Annotated in this window: 21 protein-coding genes; 13 read left to right on the top strand and 8 right to left on the bottom strand. The window is 59.7% G+C overall.

What is annotated here, in order from left to right:
- Positions 1–23: 23 nt before the first annotated feature.
- A complete protein-coding gene (locus H663_RS30735) occupies positions 24–1,193 on the top strand; it encodes an ABC transporter substrate-binding protein (protein ID WP_053172093.1) in 1,170 nt (389 codons plus the stop codon).
- 542 nt (positions 1,194–1,735) lie between these two features.
- Here H663_RS30735 and H663_RS30730 read toward each other — a convergent pair.
- Positions 1,736–2,257 carry a DUF2062 domain-containing protein gene (locus tag H663_RS30730; RefSeq protein WP_053172095.1) on the bottom strand — a complete coding sequence of 174 codons (522 nt, stop codon included), beginning with the start codon at positions 2,255–2,257 and terminating at the stop codon, positions 1,736–1,738.
- 225 nt (positions 2,258–2,482) lie between these two features.
- Here H663_RS30730 and H663_RS30725 point away from each other — a divergent pair, with 225 nt between their 5' ends.
- Complete coding sequence (locus H663_RS30725; RefSeq protein ID WP_053172097.1) at positions 2,483–3,430, top strand: TerC family protein; 948 nt, start codon at positions 2,483–2,485, stop codon at positions 3,428–3,430.
- 72 nt (positions 3,431–3,502) lie between these two features.
- Here the strand turns inward: H663_RS30725 and H663_RS30720 are convergent, their stop codons facing one another.
- Entirely contained in the window at positions 3,503–4,396 is an 894-nt protein-coding gene (locus H663_RS30720) for a LysR family transcriptional regulator (RefSeq protein ID WP_053172099.1), read from the bottom strand.
- A gap of 210 nt (positions 4,397–4,606) precedes the next feature.
- On the opposite strand from H663_RS30720, the gene H663_RS30715 reads away from it, so the two are divergent.
- Positions 4,607–4,897, top strand: a complete 291-nt coding sequence (locus tag H663_RS30715; protein WP_053172196.1) for a TFIIB-type zinc ribbon-containing protein — start codon at positions 4,607–4,609, stop codon at positions 4,895–4,897.
- A 157-nt stretch (positions 4,898–5,054) separates the two neighbouring features.
- Here the strand turns inward: H663_RS30715 and H663_RS30710 are convergent, their stop codons facing one another.
- From H663_RS30710 to H663_RS30700, 3 genes are all read right to left on the bottom strand, one after another.
- Positions 5,055–6,227, bottom strand: coding sequence for an acyl-CoA dehydrogenase family protein (locus tag H663_RS30710; protein ID WP_053172101.1), 1,173 nt, complete (start codon positions 6,225–6,227; stop codon positions 5,055–5,057).
- 28 nt (positions 6,228–6,255) lie between these two features.
- Positions 6,256–6,936 (bottom strand): TetR/AcrR family transcriptional regulator, encoded by a 681-nt coding sequence (locus tag H663_RS30705; RefSeq protein ID WP_053172103.1) that lies wholly within the window; start codon positions 6,934–6,936, stop codon positions 6,256–6,258.
- Between the two features lie 124 nt (positions 6,937–7,060).
- Positions 7,061–8,224 carry an acyl-CoA dehydrogenase family protein gene (locus H663_RS30700; RefSeq protein WP_053172105.1) on the bottom strand — a complete coding sequence of 388 codons (1,164 nt, stop codon included), beginning with the start codon at positions 8,222–8,224 and terminating at the stop codon, positions 7,061–7,063.
- A gap of 121 nt (positions 8,225–8,345) precedes the next feature.
- On the opposite strand from H663_RS30700, the gene H663_RS30695 reads away from it, so the two are divergent.
- The gene (locus tag H663_RS30695) at positions 8,346–9,551 is read left to right on the top strand and encodes an acetyl-CoA C-acetyltransferase (RefSeq protein WP_053172107.1); all 1,206 of its coding nucleotides are present in this window, start codon (positions 8,346–8,348) and stop codon (positions 9,549–9,551) included.
- Between the two features lie 22 nt (positions 9,552–9,573).
- Positions 9,574–11,727 (top strand): 3-hydroxyacyl-CoA dehydrogenase NAD-binding domain-containing protein, encoded by a 2,154-nt coding sequence (locus tag H663_RS30690; RefSeq protein ID WP_053172197.1) that lies wholly within the window; start codon positions 9,574–9,576, stop codon positions 11,725–11,727.
- 622 nt (positions 11,728–12,349) lie between these two features.
- On the opposite strand, the gene H663_RS30685 is transcribed toward H663_RS30690, so the two are convergent.
- The 3 genes from H663_RS30685 to uvrA form a co-directional block, all read right to left on the bottom strand.
- Positions 12,350–12,757, bottom strand: coding sequence for a glutaredoxin family protein (locus H663_RS30685; RefSeq protein ID WP_053172108.1), 408 nt, complete (start codon positions 12,755–12,757; stop codon positions 12,350–12,352).
- Positions 12,758–12,837: 80 nt separating this feature from the next.
- Entirely contained in the window at positions 12,838–13,278 is a 441-nt protein-coding gene (locus H663_RS30680; protein ID WP_338067170.1) for a GNAT family N-acetyltransferase, read from the bottom strand.
- Between the two features lie 3 nt (positions 13,279–13,281).
- Positions 13,282–16,212, bottom strand: a complete 2,931-nt coding sequence (gene uvrA, locus H663_RS30675; protein ID WP_165803901.1) for an excinuclease ABC subunit UvrA — start codon at positions 16,210–16,212, stop codon at positions 13,282–13,284.
- Between the two features lie 170 nt (positions 16,213–16,382).
- Here uvrA and H663_RS30670 point away from each other — a divergent pair, with 170 nt between their 5' ends.
- From H663_RS30670 to H663_RS30635, 8 genes are all read left to right on the top strand, one after another.
- The gene (locus tag H663_RS30670) at positions 16,383–17,582 is read left to right on the top strand and encodes an MFS transporter (protein ID WP_053172110.1); all 1,200 of its coding nucleotides are present in this window, start codon (positions 16,383–16,385) and stop codon (positions 17,580–17,582) included.
- 36 nt (positions 17,583–17,618) lie between these two features.
- Entirely contained in the window at positions 17,619–18,125 is a 507-nt protein-coding gene (gene ssb, locus H663_RS30665; RefSeq protein WP_053172112.1) for a single-stranded DNA-binding protein, read from the top strand.
- Positions 18,126–18,396: 271 nt separating this feature from the next.
- Positions 18,397–18,639 carry a glycine zipper 2TM domain-containing protein gene (locus tag H663_RS30660; RefSeq protein WP_053172114.1) on the top strand — a complete coding sequence of 81 codons (243 nt, stop codon included), beginning with the start codon at positions 18,397–18,399 and terminating at the stop codon, positions 18,637–18,639.
- A 9-nt stretch (positions 18,640–18,648) separates the two neighbouring features.
- The gene (locus H663_RS30655) at positions 18,649–18,795 is read left to right on the top strand and encodes a lmo0937 family membrane protein (RefSeq protein WP_116695853.1); all 147 of its coding nucleotides are present in this window, start codon (positions 18,649–18,651) and stop codon (positions 18,793–18,795) included.
- Between the two features lie 820 nt (positions 18,796–19,615).
- On the top strand, positions 19,616–20,851 hold the full coding sequence (locus H663_RS30650; RefSeq protein ID WP_240620487.1) for a hypothetical protein: 1,236 nt from the start codon (positions 19,616–19,618) through the stop codon (positions 20,849–20,851).
- On the top strand, positions 20,835–21,374 hold the full coding sequence (locus tag H663_RS30645) for a hypothetical protein (RefSeq protein WP_053172596.1): 540 nt from the start codon (positions 20,835–20,837) through the stop codon (positions 21,372–21,374). Before H663_RS30650 ends, H663_RS30645 begins: the two co-directional genes overlap by 17 nt.
- Positions 21,375–21,743: 369 nt before the next feature.
- On the top strand, positions 21,744–22,571 hold the full coding sequence (locus tag H663_RS30640) for a PhaM family polyhydroxyalkanoate granule multifunctional regulatory protein (protein ID WP_053172594.1): 828 nt from the start codon (positions 21,744–21,746) through the stop codon (positions 22,569–22,571).
- Entirely contained in the window at positions 22,568–23,827 is a 1,260-nt protein-coding gene (locus H663_RS30635; protein WP_053172592.1) for an FIST signal transduction protein, read from the top strand. The genes H663_RS30640 and H663_RS30635 overlap by 4 nt, the downstream gene beginning before the upstream one ends.
- Positions 23,828–24,140: the final 313 nt, after the last annotated feature.

Below are 24,140 nucleotides of genomic sequence, written 5' to 3'. Positions count from 1 at the left end.
CACCACAACAGGAGACTTGCACCATGAAACTCAAACTCAGCCTGATCGCTGCCGCGATGGCCCTGACCGCTGGCGCGGCCATGGCCCAGACGCAAGGCGTGTCCAAAAACGAAATCGTGCTCGGCTCGATCCAGGACTTGTCTGGCCCGTTGGCGGGCTTTGGCAAGCAAGTGCGCCTGGGCATGATGCTGCGCGTGGACGAAGCCAACGAGCAAGGCGGCATCAATGGCCGCAAGTTCAAGCTGCTGGTCGAAGACTCAGCCTATGACCCCCGCCGCGCCGTGCTGGCCGCGCAAAAGCTGGTCAACCAGGACAAAATTTTCGCCATGATCGGCCACATTGGCACGGCGCAAAACATGGCCGCCATGCCGGTGCAGTTCCAGAAGAACGTGATCAACTTCTTCCCGGTCACGGCTGCGCGTGAAATGTACGAGCCCTTCCACAAGCTCAAGTACTCTTTTGCCGCCACCTACTACGACCAGATGCGTCTGGGTGTGCCGATTTTGGTGAAGGAAAAGAACGCCAAGCAAATCTGCGCCATGCACCAGGACGATGAATTCGGTTTGGAGGTGTTCCGTGGTGCCGAAGAAGGGCTCAAGAGCATGGGCATGCAGTTCGCCGAAGTCACCACCTACAAACGCGGTGCCACCGACTTTGCTTCGCAGATGCAAAAGCTGGCCTCGTCCAAGTGCGACTTCGTGGTCATGGGCACCATCATCCGCGAAACCATTGGCGGCATCGCCACGGCACGTCGCCTGGGTTTCAACCCGACCTTCCTCGGTTCGAGCGCGTCATATACCGACCTGATTCACAAGTTGGGTGGCCCCGCCATGAATGGCTTTTATTCCACCATGTCGACCCAGCACCCCTACCTGGACGAGGCCGCACAGCCCATCCGTTTTTGGGCCAACAAGTACAAGACCAAGTTCAACGAAGACCCGACCGTGTTCTCGGTCTACGGCTACAACGCCATTGACGCATTCTTGCGCGCCATTGAAAAATCGGGTGCCAATGTGACCACAGAGAGCATCATCAAGGCCATGGACACCATGGTGATCCCACCCGATATTTTCGGCACAGGCGAGATGACCTTCACCGCCACCAAGCGTTTGGGCAGCAACGCCTCGCGCATGTCGCAAATCACCGACGGCCGCTGGAAAGTGACCTCGGGCTACTTCAGCGACAAGAAGTAAAGCTTGCAGCTTTAGCTGCATGAAAAAACCGCCAGTGCCCGCAAGGGTCTGGCGGTTTTTGTTTGGCGGGCCGAACTTCTAACGGACTTTCAACCTGGAAAACGCAGTTCAAAGCGCCCGAGGGCGTTGCCCAGGGGTTTCCAGCGGGTTCAAAGCGGTCAAATGCGTTTGCAATTGATTCAGCCCTGTGAAGAGTTCAATGCTCAAAGATGTTGGAGGTCGGCGGTCGAAGACTCCGACATGGGCCTGTGCCAAAACCCATAACGTCGGACTCTTCGAGTGCCGACCTACATGATGAGAAGCCTCACACCTTGTTGTAGGTTGGCGGTCGAAGACTCCGACATGGGCCTGTGCCAAAACCCATAACGTCGGACTCTTCGAGTGCCGACCTACGAGATGGCGATGTCTCACACATTGTTGTAGGTCGGCGGTCGAAGACCCCGACATGGGGCCTGTGCAGAACCAAAATGTCGGACTCTGCGAGTGCCGACAAGATGGCATGTCTCACACAGTTCAAACTTCAGCGTGCCGTATCAACAGGTTCAAACTCCTGAGTTGGATTGGTGGCGCCTGAGCGCCACACGTAGCCGCCAGCTGAGTTTGACCAGCAGATAGCCAAGGGCTGCGCCGCCCAGGCCAAAAATGCCCATGCCCAGCAACACCGGGCCGCCGACCTCTTGTAGGCTGTGCGCCCAGTCTGTATCGGGCAAGGCTTGTGCGGGCACAGGCATCCCCAGAACCATGTTGCCTACAGGGTAGGCCAGCCAGAGCCAAAAACCGAACGTCAAAGGGTTGGTCAACATCGTCATGATGGCCGCAGCGGGAATATTGCCGCGCCACCAGGTGCAGTGGGCAGCGGCCACAAAAGTTTGTCCCAAGGGGATCACGAAGGCCCAAAAGGTGCCGATGGCCACGCCGCGTGCCACCGACTCGCGCTGTAGCCGCCACAGCTGAGGATTGAGCAGATGGTGTGCCACCGGGCGCAGCCAAGGGTGCTGTGCCAGTGATTCACGCGTGGGCATGGTCTTTTTCAGGGAGGAATACAGGGTTTTGAAGAAAGACATGATTCGTTCAGGGGGTAGAGAAGGCATGGTGCCCACGCAGGCCTTCAGAAAACAGCAAGAAAATTCAGTGTGATATTCTGTTTTTATAAGAATGATTGGTAGTTTTATTCAGTAAAAATAGAGGCCTTCAAGTCCATCGTTCTGTCGGGTGTCCGACTACAGCTTCGCAACATTTGACAGATCGATTCGGCTTTCAGAGTGTCTTGAACAAGAAAGAGGTAAGAAATGGAAACCATTGCTCCCCTGTGGCTTTGGGCCACATTCGTGGCCATTGTGCTGGTGTCGCTGTTTGTGGATTTTGTGGTGCTCAAAAAGCAAGGCGCGCACGACATCGGCGTCAAGGAGGCGCTCAACTGGTCCCTGATCTGGATCGCCTTGAGCTTTTTGTTCAACGGCCTGTTTTGGTGGGCCATCAAGGACACGACAGGATCGTTGGAGTTAGCGAACACCAAGTCCTTGGAATTCCTGACCGGCTATCTGATCGAGAAATCACTCGCGGTGGACAATATTTTTGTCTTCCTGATGATCTTCACCTACTTTGCTGTGCCCACTAATTTCCAGAAACGTGTGCTCATGATCGGCATCATCGGTGCCATCGTGCTGCGCACGGTGATGATTTTGGTGGGGGGCTGGTTGCTGGCCGAGTTCCACTGGGTGCTGTATGTGTTCGGTGCTTTCCTGATCCTCACGGGTGTGAAGATGTGGTGGGCTGCTGGCAAGGAGCCTGATCTGGAAGACAACCCCGCACTCAAGTTGCTGCGCAAGGTGTTGCCGGTCAGCAAAAACTACGATGGTGAAAACTTCTGGACGGTGGAAAACGGCAAGAAGATCGCCACGCCGCTGTTCATGGTGATCTGCCTGATCGCCTTGACCGATGTGATCTTTGCAGTGGATTCGATCCCGGCGATTTTTGCGATCACCTCGGACCCCTTCATCGTCTTGACCAGCAACGTGTTCGCCATCTTGGGTTTGCGTGCCATGTACTTCTTGCTGGCGGCTGTGGCCAACAAGTTCCACTTGCTCAACTACGGTTTGGCTGTGATCCTGGTGTTCATCGGTACCAAGATGTGCTTGATCGATGTGTTCAAGATTCCCGTGGGCGTCTCGCTGGGTGTGGTGGTGGGCATCTTGGCCGCGACCATGTTGCTGAGTGTGCGCTCGGCCAAAACCTGAGGCGCTGCGTTCGTGAACAAGCCTCCAGGGTCAAAAGCCCTGGGGGCTTTTTTTACGTCTGAAGCTGGTGTCTCAATGGGCCGAGACGCTGGCCTGCAAGAGGCGCTGCACCAGTGGATGCTGCACTTTCTTTTCGGTGCCAATCGCGAAGAAGTTTTCTTTCACACCCTCGCAAGGCCCCAGGCGCTGCACATCGTAGTGGGCCAACAATTCGTCGTGTACCCATTCGGCCGCTGGAAACACGCCCATGCCGCTTTCGCCAAAGGTCTTGAGCAGGGCGCTGTCTTCAAACTCGCCCACGATGCGCGGCGTGACGCCGTGGTGCTCAAACCAATGGTCCAGCCGAGTGCGCACGGCCGTGTGACCGGTGGGCAGCAGCACCGGCACATCGGACAGGCTGGCTGGAAAACTCTTTTTGGCCGACTTGACCAGGGCTGCACTGCCGTACCAAGACACAGCCGATGAGCCCAGTGCGTGGTTGTAAAGCTTGATGTTGGCGTTACTCGGCGCCGGGCGGTCTGAGAGCACCACGTCCAAACGGTGCAAGGCCAAGTCGCCCAACAGTTCGTCAAACTCGCCCTCGTGGCACAACAAGCGCAAATTCGGCTCGCCCATCACAGGCTGCATCAGGCGGCGCACGACCAGCTTGGGCAGTCCGTCCGAGATGCCTGCGGCCAGCCGCACGGTGGGCGAGCTCACGGCATCTCGCACCTTGGCGGGCAGATCTTCGCCCAGCTGAAAAATCTGGTCGGCTTGTTGCATGGCCGCCAGTCCGGCATCGGTCAAAGCCAGTCCACGACCCGCCGGTTTGAGCAGGGCATACCCCAGCGAACGCTCCAGTTCTCGCACTTGGGCACTCACCGTTTGCACGGCCATGTCGAGTTTGTCAGCAGCGCGGGTGATGCCGCCTTCCTTGGCAACGACCCAGAAGTAATACAAGTGCTTGTAGTTGAAGGTGGTGCGCATGGGCAGATTTTTTAAGAGGATTGATCAGTCATTGTCTTCTTTTTCTTTGTGCTTGACCTGCATAAAGTTGACCCACCTTGCGCCATGACAGTGCTGGCTTCAATGGCAACTAGCCCGTTTTTCGGACGGTTCTGCACTGACAAATGAAGCAAGGGAATCCACCAACAAGCCAATCACATGCTGCGCCTGTCCAAATTCAAAGGAGTCATCATGAAATGCCCTACTTGCACCGACACACCCCTGGTCATGGCCGAGCGCCAAGGTGTTGAAATTGACTATTGCCCTGCATGCAGGGGCATCTGGCTCGATCGCGGCGAACTGGACAAACTGCTAGACCGCGCCCTTGCAGCCAGCCCTGCGCAAGCCGCGCCTGTGCCCCATGCGCCCCAGCCTGCTGCGGCTCAACCGCACACACAGACCTATGGGGATGGGCGTTATGGATTTGGTGATCGTGACGCCTACAAACGCAAGAAATCCTGGCTGCACGACATCTTTGATTGAAGCAGCCCACAGCCAAGACTGCTTGCACCACGATGAACAGACCAAACAACCGCTGTGCTTGCCGAGTGATGTGCGCGGCGCGCTGGCCTGATGCCTCACCGGGTCAGAGGCCAGGTGTGCCCAAACGCCTTGGCACTGAATCAACAGGCCTTGCAGCTCATTTTTGCGGCCGCTTGGCAATGCCCATCATCTTGGCCAAGATGCCCAGCATGACCTCGTCTGCGCCGCCGCCGATCGAGGCGAGACGCCCATCGCGGTACATGCGCGAGACCTTGTTCTCCCAGGTGAAGCCCATGCCGCCCCAAAACTGCAGACAGGTGTCAGGCACCGTGCGGTTCAGGCGCCCCGCTTTGAGTTTGGCCATGGTGGCCCATTCGGTCACGTCTTCGCCAGCGATGTAGTGTTCGCAAGCCTGGTAAGTCAGGGCGCGCAGGCTCTCTACGTCGGCTTTGAGTTCGGCCAGCTTGAACTGCACCCACTGCTGGTCTGCCAGTGTGCTGCCAAACAGCTTGCGCTCTTGCGCCCACTCCACCGTCCACTGAATGCAGTTGGTCAGCGACTGCAGCGTGCTCGCCGCGCACCACAGGCGCTCTTCCTGAAACTGCTGCATTTGGTAGATGAAGCCCTGGCCTTCTGCGCCGATGCGGTAGCGCTGGGGCACGCGCACTTCGTCAAAATAAATCAAGCCCGTGTCGCTGCTGTTCATGCCGATCTTCTTGATCTTCTTGCCCACCTCGATGCCGGGCAGCAGCTTGCCGTTCTCGCGCATGGGCACCATGACCAGGCTTTTGTTTTTGTGGATGGGACCTTCTCCCGTATTGACCAGCATGCACATCCAGTCGGCCTGCAAGCTGTTGGTGATCCACATCTTCTGGCCGCTGATCACGTAGTCGTCCCCGTCCTTGCGGGCCACGGTCTTGATGCCCGCCACATCACTGCCCGCACCGGGCTCGCTCACGCCGATACAGCCCACCATGTCACCCGCAATGGCCGGGGCCAGAAACTGTGCACGCAATTCATCGCTGCCAAAACGGGCCAGTGCAGGTGTGGCCATGTCGGTCTGCACGCCAATGGCCATGGGGATGCCGCCGCAGTCAATATGCCCCAGGGCCTCCGCCATGGCCAGGCTGTACGAATAGTCCAGCCCCGCACCGCCAAAGGCCTCGGGCTTGGTCAGGCCCAAGAGGCCCAAGTTGCCCATCTTCTTGAAGACCTCGTGCGCGGGGAAAATCTCGGCTGCTTCCCACTCGTCCACATGGGGGTTGATTTCGGCTTCGATGAAGCGCTTGAGCGTGTTCTGGATTTCGCGGTGTTCGTGGGTGTATTGCATGGTGTGTCTCCGGGTGTGTGGGGATCGTTCACGTCGCAGCAGCTGCGGCGCGGTCGGGCAAAAAAAGCTGCAATGCGGATTCGGTCAATTCGTCCAGCGTGGCGCGTCGGGTGGGCGAACTTGGGGATGTGGTGCTGGGGGCTTCATACCACTGCACCGACCAATTCAGGGCACCAAAAATCATGAGTCGGGCCAGGCCCACGGGCGCTTGCAGCTGGCCTGTATCGTGCAGGGCTTGCAGCACGGGCGTCCAGGCCGCTTCGTAGTCGTCTTTGATGCGCGTGATGGTTTGGCGCTGTGCGTCGTTCAGCGAACGCCATTCGTACAGCATCACCGGAATGAAATCGCTGTCAGGCCCGAGCAGCACATCGAACTGGTTGCGGATCAGGGTGCGCAATTGTTCGCGGGCGCTCAGGTCTTTGCCTTGCGCTGCACAGGCAGCCCTTTGTCTCTCAATGGCCTGCTTCATGCCTTCCACCATCACGGCCAGCAGCAGGTCTTGCTTGTTGCCAAAGTGATAAAAGGGCGAACCCGCTTGCATGCCCACCTGCGCCGCAATTTCGCGGGTGCTGGTAGCGTCATAGCCCTTGAGGTGAAACAGCTGTGCCGCAGCAGAGATCAGCGCCTGGCGGCGGTTCCCGTCGTCCCGTTCGCCCTCGGTTTTTTTGGGGCGACCCCGCGCGCGTTTGGGTTCTGCCAGCTCAGTCATGCTGGCTTATTTGTCATGTGTAGGAACCAGCCCTGCTGGCAATGAGCGAGCGTGATCCAGGGGTGATCGCTTGCAGGCAAGCGCCTACAAAAATCCAACATCATGTTCGCTGGCGATGGCACTTTCAGCGCCCCGACAAACCCATGCTGCGCGAAATCACTTCTTTCATGATCTCGTTGGTGCCGCCGTAGATGCGTTGCACGCGGGCGTCGGCATAGGCGCGGGTGATGGGGTATTCCCACATGTAGCCGTAGCCGCCGTGCAGCTGCACGCACTCGTCCATGACTTTGCATTGCAAGTCGGTGCACCAGTACTTGGCCATGCTGGCCGTTGCCGTGTCGAGCTTGTCTTGCAGCAGCAGCTCACTGCACTTGTCCACGAACACGCGGGCGACTTGCACCTCGGTTTGCAGCTCGGCCAGGGTGTAGCGGGTGTTCTGGTAATTGCCCACGGCCTGGCCAAACACCTTGCGGTCCTTCACGTATTGCACCGTCCAGTCGATGGCCGCTTGCGCAGCGGCGATGCCGCCAATCGCGATTTGCAGGCGCTCCCAAGGCAGTTGCTCCATCAGGCAAATGAAGCCCTTGCCCTGCATGGCGGTGCCGCCCAGCAGTTGGTCGGCGCTGACCTTGACGTTGTCAAAAAACAATTCAGACGTGTCCTGCGCTTTGAGGCCCAGCTTTTTGAGGCGCTTGCCTTTTTCAAAGCCGGGCATGCCGCGCTCGATCAAGAACAAGCTGGTGCCCTTGGCACCCGCAGCCGGGTCGGTCTTGGCCACGAGGATGACCAAGTCGGCGTGCCAGCCGTTGGTGATGAAGGTCTTGCTGCCGTTGATCAAATACGTGCCGTCCGCTTGCAGCATGGCGGTAGTTTTCACGCCCTGCAGGTCCGAGCCTGCAGCCGGTTCGCTCATGGCAATCGCGCCCACCATTTCCCCGCTCGCCAGCTTGGGCAGGTACTTTTGCTTTTGTGCTTCGGTGCCGTAATGCAGGATGTATGGGGCCACGATCTCGCTGTGCAGGCCGTAGCCGATGCCGGTGAAGCCTGCGCGTGAGAGTTCCTCCATCTGCACCACCGAATACAGCTTGTCAGCGTCTGAGCCGCCATAGGCCTCGGGCAGGGTCATGCACAAAAAGCCGTTTTCACCGGCCTTGTCCCACACGGCGCGGTCCACATAGCCTTGTTCTTCCCAGGCGTCGTGGTGGGGGGCGATTTCCTTGTCCATGAAGCGGCGAAAGCTGTCGCGAAAGGCTTCGTGGTCGGCGGAAAACAGTGTGCGTTCAATCATGGTGTCACCTTCAAGACTTGGGGTTTGGTATTTTTACAAAGCGTTTGCTTGGTAAAAGTCTATACTGAAAGGCAAACCTCACAACAGCGGGCTAACCCCCAAATGACCCCTAGGAGACAGCATGAGTGAAGCATTTGTTTACGACGCCATACGCACACCGCGTGGCAAAGGCAAGAAAGACGGCAGCCTGCACGAAGTCAAGCCCATCAGTTTGCTCAGTGGCGTGCTGCGCGAGCTGCAAAGCCGCAACCAGTTTGACACCGCAGCGGTGGACGACGTGGTCATGGGCGTGGTCTCGCCCATTGGCGAGCAAGGCTCGGTCATCCCCAAAGTGGCGGCGCTGGCAGCCGGTTGGGACTGGCGCTGTTCGGGCGTGCAGCTCAACCGCTTTTGCGCCTCTGGCCTGGAAGCGGTCAACATGGCCGCCATGAAAGTGCGCAGCGGCTGGGAAGACCTGGTCGTGGCCGGTGGCCTGGAAAGCATGAGCCGCGTGCCGATCGGCTCGGACGGTGGCGCTTGGGCGCAAGACCCTGAAACCAACAGCGCCACGCTGTTTGTGCCCCAAGGCATTGGCGCAGATTTGATTGCCACCATGAGTGGCTTCAGCCGCCACGATGTGGATGCCTTCGCGGTGGAGTCGCAAAAGCGCGCCACGGCAGCGCGGGCTGCGGGCTACTTCGATGGCTCGGTCGTGCCGGTCAAAGACAAGCTGGGCCAGGTCATCCTGGCGAAAGACGAATTCATCAAACCCAGCACCACGGTGGAAACACTGGGCGGCCTCAAAGCATCGTTTGAACAACTGGGCGCGATGGGCTTTGACGCGGTGGCCTTGCAGCGTTACCCACAGGTCGAGCGCATCCACCATGTGCACCACGCAGGCAACTCGTCCGGCATCGTGGACGGCGCAGCAGCGGTGCTCATCGGCTCGGAAGCCGCGGGCAAAACACACGGCCTCACACCACGCGCCCGCATCGTGTCGGTGGCTTTGTCGGGCGCTGACCCCACCATCATGCTGACAGGCCCCATGCCAGCGGCCCGCAAGGCGCTGGCCAAGGCGGGCCTTTCGATTGACCAGATCGATTTGTTCGAGGTGAACGAAGCCTTTGCCGCCGTGCCCATGAAGTTCATGCAAGAGATGCATGTCCCGCACGACAAAGTGAACGTGAACGGCGGTGCCATTGCCATGGGCCACCCTCTCGGGGCCACGGGTGCGATGATCATTGGCATCCTGATCGACGAGCTGCACCGCCGCAAGTTGCGCTACGGCTTGGCCACTTTGTGCGTGGGCGGCGGCATGGGCATTGCCACCATCGTTGAACGCGTTTGACCGGGGAGACACCATCATGATTTTGAAAACACTGCGCTACGAACTGGTGGACGGCATCGCCACCATCACCTTTGACGAGCAAGGCTCGCCGGTCAACACCATGTGCCTGCAATGGCAGGCCGACTTGACTCAAGCAGCCGAGCAAGTCCTCAAAGACAAAGCCAGCATCCAAGGCATCATCCTGGCCTCGGCCAAGTCCACCTTTTTTGCGGGGGCCGACCTCAAAGGCGTGATGCGCTCGCAAGCCTCGGACGGCCCGCGTGTCTTTGTCGAGATCGAAGGCATCAAGAAAGCTTTTCGCACCATCGAGACGCTGGGCGTGCCCGTGGTCAGCTGCCTGAACGGCACGGCGCTGGGCGGCGGCTGGGAAGTGGCGCTCATCGGCCACCACCGCATCGCCACGGCCAACCCCAAAACACAATTTGGCTTGCCCGAAGTCACGCTGGGCTTGATTCCTGGCGGCGGCGGCATCACCAAGATGACGCGCCAACTGGGCCTGCTGGCCGCGCAGCCCTATGTGCTGGAGAGCAAACTCTTTGGCCCCGAAGAGGCGCAAAAGCTCGGCCTGGTGCACGAGATCGTGGCCAGTGACGACCAGCTGCGCCCTCGCGCTTTGGCGCACATTGCGGCATCGCAAGGCCAGCCCGAAGCGGCCCAACACTTGTGGGACCGCAAGGACTACAAAATGCCCGGCGGCACGCCGAGCAACCCCAAGATCGCGGGCATGCTGAGTGTGGCCCCTGCAGTGCTCAAACAAAAAACACGTGGCCTTTATCCAGCACCCGAAGCGGCGCTGGCCGCCATGGTCGAAGGCGCGATGGTGGACTTTGACACCGCCATGCGCATCGAAAGCCGTTACCTCGCAGGTCTCATGACCAGCCAGGTGGCGCGCAACATGATCAACACCTTCTTCTTCAACATGAACAGCATCAAGGGCGGCCAAAGCCGCCCCAAGGCTGCACCGCGTTACAAGCCGCAAAAAGTGGGCATCCTGGGCGCGGGCATGATGGGCTCGGGCATTGCGTATTCACAAGCCAGCCGGGGCATCGCCACCGTGCTCAAAGACGTGAGCTTGGAAGCCGCTGAAAAAGGCAAGGCCTACAGCCACAAGCTCACGCAAAAGCGCGTGGACAAAGGCCGCATGGCCGCAGACAAACAAGCGGCCTTGTTGTCACTCATCCAGCCCACGGCCAGCGCAGCAGACCTGAAAGGCTGCGACCTGATCATCGAAGCCGTGTTTGAAAACCGCGAACTCAAAGCCCGTGTCACGCAAGAGGCCGAACCCATGTTGGCCGAAGGCGGCTTCTTTGCCAGCAACACCTCCACCTTGCCCATCAGCGGCTTGGCCACAGCCAGCGCCAAGCCCGAGAAATTCGTCGGCATCCATTTCTTCAGTCCGGTGGACAAGATGCAGCTGGTGGAGATCATTCGTGGCGCGCAGACCGACGACGAGACTATCGCCCGTGCGTACGACTACGTGCAGGCGCTGGGCAAGCTGCCGATTGTGGTGAACGACTCGCGTGGCTTTTACACCAGCCGCACCTTTGGCACCTTTGTGATGGAAGGCGCGGCCATGCTGGGCGAGGGCATCCCCGCCCCCGTGATCGAAAACCTGGCCATGCAAGTGGGCATGCCCGTCGGCCCGCTGGCGGTGCTGGACGAAACGGCGCTGTCTTTGTCGGTGCATGTGCTGGACCAAACCCGCGAAGACTTCGCCAAAGAAGGCAAAACCCACACCGCCACACCCGGTGAACTGCTGGTCGAGCGCATGGTCAAAGAACTCAAGCGCCCCGGCCGCGCCGCAGGCGGTGGTTTTTACGACTACCCCGCTGGTCAGAAAAAAGTGCTGTGGCCTGAACTGAAAACCCGTTTTGAAAAAGCTGATGTGGCCTATAGCCAGCAAGACATCAAAGACCGCCTGCTGTACCGCCAAGCCGTGGAAACCGCCCGCTGCCTGCAAGAAGGCGTGCTGACCTCGGTGCACGACGGCAACATCGGCTCGATCTTCGGCATCGGTTTTCCGGCATGGACGGGTGGTGCGCTGCAGTTCATCTACGGCCAAGGGGTGGATGAGTTTGCCAAGCGTTGTGCTGAACTGGCTGCCGCATACGGCCAGGGCTTTGCGCTGACGGCGGAAGTCATCGCCAGCTTGAAGCAGCATCAGCCGGTGTATTGAGTGGGACAGGCCCGTCAGGGCTAACAAGAAAAACGCAGCGCTTTGGCATGTCCAATGCGGCTGCGTTTTTTCATGATGGTTTCTTCGTGCTCCGACCTTGAGCAGTCTTTAATGGTTATGAGCTTTGTCGTTCGGTGGCTTCAGCCCCGACATGGGGCTTGTGCCGAAGCGGACAAACGTCGGACTCTGCGAGTGCCGACCTACGGGGTCCATGTGTCTGTTGCCGATCTACGGGCTCTATGTATTTGTAGGTCGGTGGCTTCAGCCCCGACATGGGGTTTGTGCCGAAGCGGACAAACGTCGGACTCTGCGAGTGCCGACCTACGAGGTCCTTGTATCTGTTGCTGAACTTCGGGGGCCATGTATTTGTTGCCGACCTTCGGGGGCCATGTATTTGTAGGTCGGTGGCTTCAGCCCCGACATGGGGCTTGTGCCGAAGCGGACAAACGTCGGACTCTGCGAGTGCCGACCTACGGGGTCCATGTGTCTGTTGCCGACCTACGGGGTCATGTATTTGTAGGTCGGTGGCTTCAGCCCCGACATGGGGTTTGTGCCGAAGCGGACAAACGTCGGACTCTGCGAGTGCCGACCTACGGGTTAACCGTGCAAAAAATTTCAGACTTCATCGGGCCGGATCATGAGGCGCTGCAAAGCGCTCGCGCAGATAGGCCACAATGGCCCCCGAGTCTTGCAGCCAGCGGATTTGACCGTTGGCTTCGGTGATCTTCAGGCAGGGCACTTTTGTCGCGCCGCTGCCTTGCAGCAACTCATCGCGGTGAGCGCTGTTGTGCTGAGCGTCGCGTTTTTCAATGGGCAAGGACAGGCGACGCATTTCCTGGCGCACCTTGATGCAAAACGGGCAGGTGCTGAACTGGTACAGCGCCAGGCTTTGGCATTGCTGATCTACGCTGGCTTGCGCCACAGGTTCTCGCACCACGCCGGTGGGCTGGGTCAGGCGCTCTTTGAGGAGCATGAACGGACCCAACACGATGCGCAGGGTTCTGAAGAAAGCACGGATGACAGTTTTCATGGGTGTTTGAAGTTTTCGAGATGGTTCAAATCGGGGTGAAGACACGGCTTACATCACATGGCGGGTGTTCAAGGAGGGTGCTAACGATCAGCGATGTAGCCCCTGGCTATAGCAGCGGCTTCGTCTTTGAAAATCGCCATGGCTGTATTCATCGAGTGAAAACCCAGTCCACGGTAAAAGTCTTCTTTTCCGGGGACTGCGTAAATAATGATTTTTTGGTGGCCTTGTGAGAGCGCTACCAGCCGACGAACGATGGCTTTGCCGAGCCCCGTACCTTGATAGCTGGGTAAAACTGCCACATCGCAGAGGTAAGCGCAGTCTGCCCCGTCCGCCAAAACACGACCTGCACCAACCAAACGTCCATCGTCGTATGCAAAGCATCGAAACATGCTGTTGCTGAACACAGTTTTCAGGTTTTTGGCTGGTTTGATTCCAAGTGGGGCAGCCAGATACAAGGCAGACAGTTCGCTCCAGTCCACGGATTCGAGTGAATCGCGCCAAATCATTTTCATGTCGTCCATTTTTTACGCCTTGAGCAATCGCGCCAAATAATGCCCCGTGAAGCTCGCCTTGTTTTTGGCCAGTTGCTCGGGGGTGCCTTCGCCCAGTACCGTGCCGCCGCCTGCGCCGCCTTCAGGCCCCATGTCGATCAGCCAGTCGGCGGTTTTGATCACGTCGAGGTTGTGCTCGATGATGACGATGGTGTTGCCCGCGTCGCGCAGTTGGTGCAGCACTTTGAGCAGCAGGTCGATGTCGGCAAAGTGCAGGCCGGTGGTGGGTTCGTCCAATATGTACAGGGTGCGGCCGGTGTCGCGCTTGGACAATTCGAGCGCGAGCTTGACGCGTTGCGCCTCGCCGCCTGACAAGGTGGTGGCGCTTTGGCCCAGACGGATGTAGGTCAGGCCCACGTCCAGCAGGGTTTGCAGTTTGCGGGCGATGTTGGGCACGGCGCTGAAAAATGCATATGCCGTCTCCACCGTCATGTTCAAAATCTGCGCGATGTTCTGGCCCTTGTATTGCACCTCCAGCGTTTCGCGGTTGTAGCGCATGCCGTGGCACACGTCGCAGGGCACGTACACGTCGGGCAAAAAGTGCATCTCCACCTTCACCATGCCGTCGCCCTGGCAAGCCTCGCAGCGGCCACCGGTCACGTTGAAGCTGAAACGCCCCGGGCCATAGCCGCGCTCACGGGCGGCGGGCACTTCGGCCATCAGCTCTCGGATGTGGGTGAACAGGCCCGTGTAGGTGGCGGGGTTGCTGCGCGGCGTGCGGCCAATGGGCGACTGGTCCACGTTGATGACTTTGTCGAAGTGCTCCAGACCCAAGATGGCTTCGTGCGCAGCAGCTTCGTCGTGCGCGCGGTGGATCTGGTGCGCGGCAGCGGTGTAAAGCGTGTCGTTGACCAAAGTGGATTTGCCCGAGCCTGAGACACCCGTCACGCAAGTGAGCAAGCCCACGGGAAACTTCACGTTCACGCTTTTCAGGTTATTGCCCGATGCGCCCACGATCTCGATGAAGTCTTTGCCCGCCTTGTGGCGCTTCGGAATCTCGATCTTTTTGCGGCCTGACATGTACTGGCCGGTGACCGAATCGGGCGCAGCCAAAATGTCGGCGCAAGTGCCTTGCGCCATCACGCGCCCGCCGTGTACGCCCGCGCCAGGCCCCATGTCGATGACGTGGTCGGCCACGCGGATCATGTCTTCGTCGTGTTCGACCACCAGCACGCTGTTGCCAATGTCGCGCAGGTGTTGCAGCGTGCCGATCAGGCGGTCGTTGTCGCGCTGGTGCAATCCGATGCTGGGCTCGTCGAGCACATACATCACGCCCGTGAGCCCTGACCCGATCTGGCTGGCCAGGCGGATGCGTTGCGATTCGCCGCCGGATAAGGTGTCGGCGCTGCGGTCCAGGCTCAAATAATTCAGGCCCACATCGTTCAAAAACTTCAGGCGCAGCGCGATTTCGCGCACCACCTTGTCGGCGATCTCGGCCTTGGCCCCGTGCATTTTCAGGCCCTGAAAGTACTGCTGCGACTCGCCCAGGGTGATGTGGCTGATCTCGTAAATGGCGCGGGCTTGATCGCCTTCACCAATGCGCACATGGCGGGCTTCGCGCCGCAAGCGGGTGCCGTGGCAGCTGGTGCAGGCCTGCATGTTGCGGTAGCGGGCCAGGTCTTCGCGCACCACGGCCGAGTCTGTCTCGCGGTAGCGCCGCGTCATGTTGGGGATGATCCCCTCAAACGGGTGTTTTTTGCTGACCTTTTTGCCCTGCGAAGCCCCTGACTCCATGGTGTAGCTGAACTTGATTTCTTCCAGCCCCGAGCCTTGCAGCAACACCTGTTGATGGATGGGCGCGAGTTTCTCGAATGGCGTTTCGATGTCGAACTGGTAATGCTTGGCCAGGCTTTCGAGCATGCTGAAGTAAAACCCGTTGCGCCGGTCCCAGCCCTTGATGGCACCACTGGCCAAACTGAGCGAAGGGAAGGCCACCACCCGATCCGGGTCAAAAAACGCCATGCTGCCAATGCCGTCGCAAGTCGGGCACGCGCCCATGGGCGAGTTGAACGAGAATAGCCGCGGCTCCAGCTCGCTGATGGAATAGGTGCACACCGGGCATGAAAACTTGGCGTTGAACAGGTGTTCTTTTCCTGTGTCCATCTCCAGCGCCACAGCGCGGTGCTCGGCCAGGTGCAGCGCGGCTTCAAAGCTTTCGGCCAGTCGCTGGCGCAGGGCGTCTCTGGCCTTCGCATCCTCTTCCGACCTGACTTTGATGCGGTCCACCACCACGTCGATGTTGTGTTTCTCGGTTTTCTTGAGGGTGGGCAGGTCTTCCACTTCCACCGTCTTGCCATTGATGCGAAAGCGCACATAGCCCAGGGCCTGCATTTGCTCAAAGACTTTTTCAAACTCGCCTTTTTTCTCACGCGCAATGGGTGCCAAGATCATCAGCTTGGTGTCTTCGGGCAGGGCCAGCACGGCGTCCACCATTTGGCTCACGGTCTGCGCTTGCAAAGGTAAATTGTGGTCGGGGCAATAGGGCGTGCCGGCGCGGGCATACAACAAGCGCAGGTAGTCGTGAATCTCGGTCACCGTGCCCACGGTGGAGCGCGGGTTGTGGCTGGTGGCTTTTTGCTCGATGGAAATCGCGGGCGACAGGCCCTCGATCAGGTCCACATCGGGCTTGTCCATCAGTTGCAAAAACTGCCGCGCATAGGCCGACAGGCTTTCCACATAGCGGCGCTGGCCTTCGGCGTACAGCGTGTCAAAGGCCAGGCTGGATTTGCCCGAGCCCGACAGCCCCGTGATCACCACCAGCTGGTTGCGCGGGATGTCCAGGTCGATGTTTTTCAGGTTGTGGGTGCGCGCCCCGCGCACGCTGATGTGGGTCTGCCGCAGGGCAGCGCCCAGATAGCGGTCGTTCTCGTGGTCGGGCAGTGAAAAATTCGGGTCTGAAGTCACGGCAAAGGGGCTCAGTCGGCAAAACCTTTGATTATCCCCGCCAGTCTTGTTTTTGACAGGTGGGATCGCCAATCAGGGACAATCACCGCTTTTCCAAATTCGCGCCCTGTCTTGTTCCAGTGACCCCATCCCCAGCCATTACTGCCGCCGCTGCGCTGCCATCCACCGCGATGACGCCCTTGGAGCGCCGCGCCAGCACCTCACTGGCCTCGATTTTTGCCCTGCGCATGCTGGGCTTGTTTTTGGTGTTGCCTGTGTTTGCGCTGGAAGCACGCCAATACCCGGGTGGCGAAGACCCGGCCTTGCTGGGGCTGGCCATGGGCATTTATGGGCTGACGCAGGCCTTTTTGCAGCTGCCTTTTGGCATGGCGTCGGACCGGTTCGGGCGCAAGCGGGTGATCGTGCTGGGCTTGATCATTTTTGCACTGGGCAGTTTTTGGGCGGCTGGTGCCACCGACTTGACCGGTTTGCTGCTGGGGCGCAGCCTGCAAGGTGCCGGGGCGGTGTCTGCGGCGGTGACCGCCTTGCTGGCCGACTTGACACGCGACGAGGTGCGCACCAAGGCCATGGCCATGGTCGGGGCCAGCATTGGTCTGATGTTTGCGCTGTCTTTGGTGGTCGCGCCCTTGCTGGCGGCAACCATTGGCCTGTCGGGCTTGTTTGTGTTGACCGGCATCCTGGCCTTATTGGGGGTGATCGTGGTGGTCTGGGTCACGCCTGCGGCCCCGCCACCCTTGATTGCCAAAGGGCGAGGCAGCCTCACCAACGTACTGCGCCACCCCGGTCTGTTGCGGCTGAACTTCGGGGTGTTTGTGTTGCACGCCGTGCAGTTGGCCATGTGGGTGGCGGTGCCTGCCATGTTGGTGCAGGCTGGCTTGCCCAAGGCAGAGCATTGGCATGTGTATTTGCCCGCTGTGCTGGCCTCGTTTGTGTTGATGGGCGGCGTCTTCGTCATGGAGCGGCGCGGACATCTTAAAAAGGTGTTCTTGTCCGCCATTGCGCTGATTGCACTGGTGCAGCTGGGATTGTTGTTGCAATCGACAGCCACGGCGCACTTGTGGCCCATGGCGGCCTTGATGTTTGCGTTTTTCTGCGGTTTCAACGTGCTTGAAGCCATCCAGCCCAGTATGGCTTCACGTCTGGCCACCAGCGAAGTGCGCGGCGCGGCCATGGGGGTGTACAACACGCTGCAGTCGCTGGGCTTTTTTGCAGGTGGCTGGCTGGGCGGTGCCTTGGTTAAAAAATGGGGCAGTCCCGCGCTGTTTTTGGCTTGCGCGGCGGCCATGCTGGTTTGGCTGGTGGTGGCCTGGCCCATGCAGACCCCAGGACGCGCTGCACGCGTCTTGGCCCCGGTACAACCGGCTGTATAAAGGCCGCATAATTCACGCTTATTCGAGGAGTTTTTCATGGCATCCGTCAACAAAGTCATCATCGTCGGCAATCTGGGCCGCGATCCCGAAACCCGTTACCTGCCCTCTGGCGACGCTGTGAGCAACATCAACGTGGCCACGACCGACCGCTACAAAGACAAAGCCACTGGCGAGGTGAAGGAGGCCACCGAGTGGCACCGCATCAGCTTTTTTGGCAAGCTGGCCGAAATCGCGGGTCAGTACCTGAAAAAAGGCAGCCAGGTCTATGTCGAAGGCAGCTTGCGCACCCGCAAGTACACCGACAAAGACGGCATTGAGAAATTCGCCACCGAAATCCGGGGCGAAACCATGCAGATGCTGGGCGGCCGCCAAGGCATGGGTGGTCCTTCGGGCGGTGAAGACGGTGGCGGTTACGCCCCACGCCAGTCAGCCCCGGCAGCGCGCCCGGCCGGTGCACCCGCCGCCCAGCGCCCGGCCACGGCCCCGGCACCCAAGCCAGCGGCCAGCAACTTTGACGATATGGACGACGACATCCCGTTTTGACGCGGTTTTTCAAAAGTTCATCCAACTTTGACGCACCTTCGGGTGCGTTTTTCGTTGTGGCGCTGGCGTTGCAGGTGGGCACTTGCAGAATTTGACGTGGGCGGGGTTGTGCACTGCATCTGGGGGATACAGGCGCTTGTGTTGCCAAGGTGTGCGGGGGCACAGACATTCCAATCGGCAGTTCCTATGCTCAATTGGCTTGGTCTGCGGGCACTGTGTTGGTGCGGGCAGGGGTCAAGCTTTCACCGATCCAGACAAAAGGAGTTCAACCATGTCAAAGCCACACACTCTTCGAATCACCGGCGCTTTGGCGCTCACCATGGCAGCCATGGGCTTGGCCGCCTGCGCAGGCATGACCCAGCAGGAAAAAAACACCGCCATTGGCGCTGGGGTGGGTGCCGTTGGGGGTTCCATCCTGACCGGCGGCAGCACGGCGGGGACAGTGGGCGGTGCCGCCGTGGGCGGTGTGATCGGTCATGAAGTTGACAAGCCCAAAAACAAACCCAAGAAGTGAGTTGCCACCATGCTTGAAACAATTGCCGTTATTTTGCTGGTGCTGTGGTTGGTGGGCTTGGTGTCTTCCTACACCATGGGCGGGTTCATCCACATTCTTCTGGTCATAGCCGTGGTGGTGGTTTTGGTGCGTTTGATACAGGGACGCCGCCTTTAAAAAACGGTTGCGCCCGTCGGTCGGCATGATTGATCCGGTGCGCTGAAGTTTGAAATCAGAGAAATGGCCTCTCGTAGGTTGGCACTGGCAGAGTCCGACATGGTGGGTTGGGGCACAGGCCCCATGTCGGGGTCTTCGACCGCCGACCTACGACATCTTTGCGACATGTCATCGCGCAGGTCGGTACTCGCAGAGTCCGACATGGTGGGTTTGGGCACAGACCCCTGTCGGAGTCTTCGACCGCCGACCTACAACATCTTTGCGCATTGCAAACTTCACGGGGCCGAATCCATATGGAGCCGTCACGCTGAAGTTTGAAATGAGTGAGACATGTCATCTGGTAGGTCGGTACTCGCAGAGTCCGACATGGTGGTTTTGGGCACAGGCCCCTGTCGGAGTCTTCGACCGCCGACCTACAACATCTTTGCGCATTGAAAACTTCACGGGGCCGAATCCATATGGAGCCGGCACGCTGAAGTTTGAAATGCGTGAGACATGTCATCTTGTAGGTCGGTACTCGCAGAGTCCGACATGGTGGGTTTGGGCACAGGCCCCTGCCGTAATCTTCGACCGCCGACCTACAACATCGTTGCGCATTGCAAACTTCACGGGGTCGAATCCATATGGATCTGGCACGCTGAAGTTTGAAATGAGTGAGACATGTCATCTTGTAGGTCGGTACTCGCAGAGTCCGACATGGTGGGTTTGGGCACAGGCCCCTGTCGGAGTCTTCGACCGCCGACCTACAACATCTTTGCGCATTGAAAACTTAACAAGGCCGAATCGATCATTCAATTTCCCCCCTTTGGAAGAGAAGTCCATGAAATTTTTGAACCGTTGGTGTGTCGTGTTGGGCCTGGCGATGGCTTGGCTGTGTGTGGTGCCGCAGGCTGGGGCGCAAGAGGCTGCCAAGGAATCCAGCAAACCTGCTGCGACTTCACAGCACCGCCACCAGCGCCCGCAACTGGCCACAGGCGCAGCCATTGCGCCTGATGGCCGTTTGTGGGTGGTCGGCTTGAATGCACAAGCGCAACTCTTTGTGCAAAGCACACCTTTGGGCGCTGCTTTGCAGTGGAGCGAAGCACGCATCCTGAACACCGGAGCCGACCCTATTGCGGCCGATGGCGAAAGCCGCCCCAAAATAGTATTTGGCCCCCAAGGCTGGGCGGTGATCAGCTACACCATGCCGCTGGCCAAGCCTTACACCGGCTTCATCCGCATGCTGCGCAGCAGCGATGGCGGGCAAACGTTCAGCGCCCCATTCACCGTGCACCAGGATCGGCAGGAAATCACCCACCGATTTGATTCGGTGGCCTTTGACGCGCAGGGTGTGCTGCACACGCTGTGGGTGGACAAGCGCGACCAGCCGCCCAAAGGCTCAGCGCAAAAATATGCAGGCGCTGCGATTTACCGCAACGAGTCCAAAGACGGCGGCCAGACCTTTGGCCCCGACACCAAGCTGGCCGACCACTCGTGTGAGTGCTGCCGCATTGGCCTGGCCCGCAACCCGCAAGGCCAGTTGCAAGCCACCTGGCGGCATGTGTTTGAGGGCAGCATCCGCGACCATGCTTTTGCCAGCGTCGGTGCCCCGGCTAATCGCATCACCCGCAGCACGCTTGACGACTGGCAGATCAACGCCTGCCCGCACCACGGCCCCGGTTTGGCACTCCACGCAGGAACTTCGGGTTACCACACTGTCTGGTTTGGCATCCGCAAAGTGGCTGGGCAAGACCAGGCCGCCGTGCGCTATGCCCGGCTGAATGCCCAGGGCGAGCCCTTGCCCGAGACCCTGCGCGTGCTGCCCGATCCGCGTGCTGAGCATGCCGATGTGCTGGCCCATGGCCCCACCGTTGCCGTGGTTTGGCGCAGCAGCGAAGGCGCTCTGACAACGCTCAAAGCCTGGCTATCCACCGATGGCGGGCAACATTTCACCCTCAAAACCTTGGGCCAAGCCACGGGCTACAACGATCACCCTCGCTTGGCCCAAAGTGGCCCACGCATGGTGGTGGTTTGGCGCAACACACAGGAGACGCAAGTCCATGAACTCCGTTTTTAAAACCACGGCACGCGCCATCTGCACTGTCGTGCTGTCCCTGAGTGCCTCGGCGGTTTGGGCGCAAGCACACCACCACGCACACCCACAGGGACAAGCCAAGCCAGCCGCCCAGCGCACGGTACTGCCTTTCGACGAGAAAACCTGGGCGCATGCCTTGCAACACGGCCCACGCCCTGCGGCTTATTTGTTCACCACCTCGTATTGCAGCACCTGCCCTGCTGCGTTTGCAGTGCTGCACAAAGCGGTGCAACAGCGCAAAGACAAACCCGAAAGACATGTCGAACTGAACGCCGTCATGATGGATGTGGCCGGTCAGCAGGCACTGCGCCACGCCACCCACTTCAAGGGCATGACGCAGATGTACGCCTTTGACGGCTTCGAGCCCGCCATTCGCCAAGCGGTCGATCCGGCTTGGCCCAACGTGACGCCTTATGTGGTGCTGGTGGACGCCAAAGGCCAAACCCAAAAGGTGATCGGGCCACCTGCGCCCGCCATGCTCAAACGCTGGTTGTCGCCGGCATGAAGCGTTCTGCCGGGTCGACAAGACCTGGCAAGACAAGCCTCCGATACGCGCCAGCCTGTATGTGCATGACATGCGCCCAGCTTTTCTCCGCGGGCTGGGGTATGCCCGGCATGGGCAACGGTGTCGCAACTGCGCTCAGCCTCGAAGACAAAGACAAACCCAAACTCACTCAAGCGTTGAATTCAGGGACCTGCCCGTGGCTATGATGGAGGGCCAGATGACTTGGCGCAGGCACCAGCAGATACGAGCCTGATGGGTCTGCGCTGTGGGCGCTGCTTGACTTGGGGTTTGCAGGGATTGGGGTAAGCTTTTTGGAGTAAGCTCGATTCGATGAATTCGTTGAATTCGGAATTTCTCCAAGGAACACCCATGAGTGACCCCCATGCATTCGGTTTTGGTTCATTTGTACCGGGATTTGATTTTTTGAAAAACCTCACACAATCTGCAGCACAGGCCCAGCCTGCGACCGGTGCCATGCCTGGCATGGCCAGTTGGGTGGCACCCACATTGAGCGTGGAAGAGATTGACAAACGCATCCAGGAGCTCAAGGCGGTGCAGTTCTGGCTGGACCAGAACGCCACGGCGCTCAAGGCCTCGATCCAGGCGATGGAGGTGCAAAAGATGACCTTGTCCACGCTGCAAAGCATGAACGTCAACATGGCCGATCTGGCCAAAGCGTTCACGGCCAAGCCACCCTCGAACCTTTCACCCACCCGCGATGCGGCAGCGCCCGAGGCAGCTTCTGCGCCCAAAACTTCGCTGTTTACGCCCAAGCCCGCCCCTCAACCTGCTTCGGATATGGCGGCACATGCTGCACCACAAGCGGCGCAAACCTCTGCCAAGGAGGCCACCAGCAATGGCCCCCCCGAGCAGGAACCAGCGGCCAACACGGCGGCGCAGTCTGCCGTTGACCCCATGCAGTGGTGGAATGCATTGACGCAGCAGTTTCAAGCCATCGCCAGCACGGCCCTGAAAGATGTGGCGGCCGAGGCGATGAAACCGGATGTGGCCAAGCCAAAACGCAAGGCCTCTGGCAAAGCCAAGAAGGCTCCCGCACAAGAGGTCAAACCAGCACCGGTTAAAAGCCCTGCGTCAAAGTCGGTCAAAAGCAACGCCACAGCCAAATCGGCCGCTTCAGCCATATCTTCCAAAAAGGCACCACGCAAAGTCGCCCCTGCTCGGTCTGTCACCACATGAAACTGTTTCCCTTTGGCCATGCCACACACCCCCAGTGGCGCATGGCCGCAGGCTTGGTGCTGGCCCAATTGCGGGCGCAAATGAGTCTGCCCGATTTCGCCAGCCAGCCCCGGCTGGCGCTGCTCTACATCACCGACCACTACGCCACCCAGGCCCAGGCGCTTTTGGCGCATCTGCGCGAAGAACTGCCGCAGGTGAGCGATTGGGCCGGCACCACCGGCGTGGGCATTGCGGTCAACAACGCCGAATACTTTGACGAACCGGCCATGGCGGTGATGCTGTGCGACCTGCCGCCCGAACATTACCGGGTGTTTTCCGGCGCAGCGCCTTTGCCTTCCAACTGGACCGCCGATGCGGCACTGGTGCATGCCGACCCGGCCACCCCTGACTTGGCCGAGCTGGTGGTCGAGATGGCTGAGCGCACGCAACAAGGCTACTTGTTTGGCGGTCTCACCTCAAGCCGCACACGCAGCGTCCAGTTTGCGCTCAGTGGCGGCGATGCGGCGCATGGCGGGGTGCTGGAAGGCGGCTTGAGCGGCGTGGCCTTCGGGCCCGAAGTGGGATGGTTGTCGCGCGTCACGCAAGGCTGCCAGCCCATCTCGCCCGAGAGGGAAATCACCGAGGCCGACCAGCATGTGGCGCTCCAATTGGCCAATGAGCCAGCGCTGGAGACGATGCTCAGCGATTTGCAAATCTCCTTGAGCGAGCCACAAAAGGCCATCAGCGTGGTGCGCGGCACCTTGGTGGGCCTGAGCCCTGCCGGGCAGGCCGGTGTGCAGCGCACAGGTCAGCTGGGCAGCGATGTGCGGGTGCGCCACATCGTGGGCCTGGACCCCGCACGCCAAGGCCTGGTGATTGCCGAACATCTGGAGCCCGGCATGCGCCTGACGTTTTGTCGCCGCAATGTGCAAGCAGCCCGCGCTGATCTGGTGCGTGTTTGCGCAGAAATTCGCGAAGCGCTGGAGCCCGAGATGCTGTCGATTGAGGCCATCCATGCATTGAGCGACGACCCCCTTCGGGCGGTGCCCCAGCCAGGTCAGCGGATCGCAGGTGCGGTCTACGTGAGCTGTACTGGCCGAGGGGGTCCACACTTTGGCGGCCCCAGCGCCGAGCTGCAAATCATCCGCCACGCACTGGGCGATGTGCCCCTGGTCGGCTTTTTCGCCGCAGGCGAAATCGCCCGCCACCACCTGTACGGTTACACCGGCGTATTGACCGTGTTCACCCAACCCACGAGTCCCCCGACCACTCCGTAGGTTGGCACTCGAAGAGTCCGACATCTCCCCGATCACCCACAACGCTTGCCTGGGCATGAGCCGCTGGCAAGCCAACGTCGGGGTCTTCGACCACCGACCTACAAACCACGCCAACGTCGGGGTCTTCGACCACCGACCTACCAATGCATCCCCGTAGGTCGGCACTCGAAGAGTCCGACATCTCCCCGATCACCCACAACGCTTGCCTGGGCATGAGCCGCTGGCACGCCAACGTCGGGGTCTTCGACCGCCGACCTACAAAAACAGCTGCACCGTAGGTCGGCACTCGAAGAGTCCGACAACTCCCTGATCA

The sequence above is a fragment of the Limnohabitans planktonicus II-D5 genome, from assembly GCF_001270065.2.
GTDB lineage: Bacteria > Pseudomonadota > Gammaproteobacteria > Burkholderiales > Burkholderiaceae_C > Limnohabitans_A > Limnohabitans_A planktonicus.
Note: the sequence above shows the minus strand (reverse complement) of the source record. Positions and strands in the feature narration are given on the sequence as shown.

Coding starts and splice junctions, on each gene's coding strand:
- H663_RS30685 (WP_053172108.1), bottom strand. CDS start 12,757: ATGAAAACTGTCATCCGTGCTTTCTTCAGAACCCTGCGCATCGTGTTG.
- H663_RS30635 (WP_053172592.1), top strand. CDS start 22,568: ATGAAACTGTTTCCCTTTGGCCATGCCACACACCCCCAGTGGCGCATG.
- H663_RS30645 (WP_053172596.1), top strand. CDS start 20,835: ATGAACTCCGTTTTTAAAACCACGGCACGCGCCATCTGCACTGTCGTG.
- H663_RS30640 (WP_053172594.1), top strand. CDS start 21,744: ATGAGTGACCCCCATGCATTCGGTTTTGGTTCATTTGTACCGGGATTT.
- H663_RS30705 (WP_053172103.1), bottom strand. CDS start 6,936: ATGACTGAGCTGGCAGAACCCAAACGCGCGCGGGGTCGCCCCAAAAAA.
- H663_RS30650 (WP_240620487.1), top strand. CDS start 19,616: ATGAAATTTTTGAACCGTTGGTGTGTCGTGTTGGGCCTGGCGATGGCT.
- H663_RS30720 (WP_053172099.1), bottom strand. CDS start 4,396: ATGCGCACCACCTTCAACTACAAGCACTTGTATTACTTCTGGGTCGTT.
- H663_RS30670 (WP_053172110.1), top strand. CDS start 16,383: ATGACGCCCTTGGAGCGCCGCGCCAGCACCTCACTGGCCTCGATTTTT.
- H663_RS30735 (WP_053172093.1), top strand. CDS start 24: ATGAAACTCAAACTCAGCCTGATCGCTGCCGCGATGGCCCTGACCGCT.
- H663_RS30715 (WP_053172196.1), top strand. CDS start 4,607: ATGAAATGCCCTACTTGCACCGACACACCCCTGGTCATGGCCGAGCGC.
- H663_RS30710 (WP_053172101.1), bottom strand. CDS start 6,227: ATGCAATACACCCACGAACACCGCGAAATCCAGAACACGCTCAAGCGC.
- H663_RS30695 (WP_053172107.1), top strand. CDS start 8,346: ATGAGTGAAGCATTTGTTTACGACGCCATACGCACACCGCGTGGCAAA.
- H663_RS30700 (WP_053172105.1), bottom strand. CDS start 8,224: ATGATTGAACGCACACTGTTTTCCGCCGACCACGAAGCCTTTCGCGAC.
- H663_RS30660 (WP_053172114.1), top strand. CDS start 18,397: ATGTCAAAGCCACACACTCTTCGAATCACCGGCGCTTTGGCGCTCACC.
- H663_RS30730 (WP_053172095.1), bottom strand. CDS start 2,257: ATGTCTTTCTTCAAAACCCTGTATTCCTCCCTGAAAAAGACCATGCCC.
- H663_RS30725 (WP_053172097.1), top strand. CDS start 2,483: ATGGAAACCATTGCTCCCCTGTGGCTTTGGGCCACATTCGTGGCCATT.
- H663_RS30655 (WP_116695853.1), top strand. CDS start 18,649: ATGCTTGAAACAATTGCCGTTATTTTGCTGGTGCTGTGGTTGGTGGGC.
- ssb (WP_053172112.1), top strand. CDS start 17,619: ATGGCATCCGTCAACAAAGTCATCATCGTCGGCAATCTGGGCCGCGAT.
- H663_RS30680 (WP_338067170.1), bottom strand. CDS start 13,278: ATGGACGACATGAAAATGATTTGGCGCGATTCACTCGAATCCGTGGAC.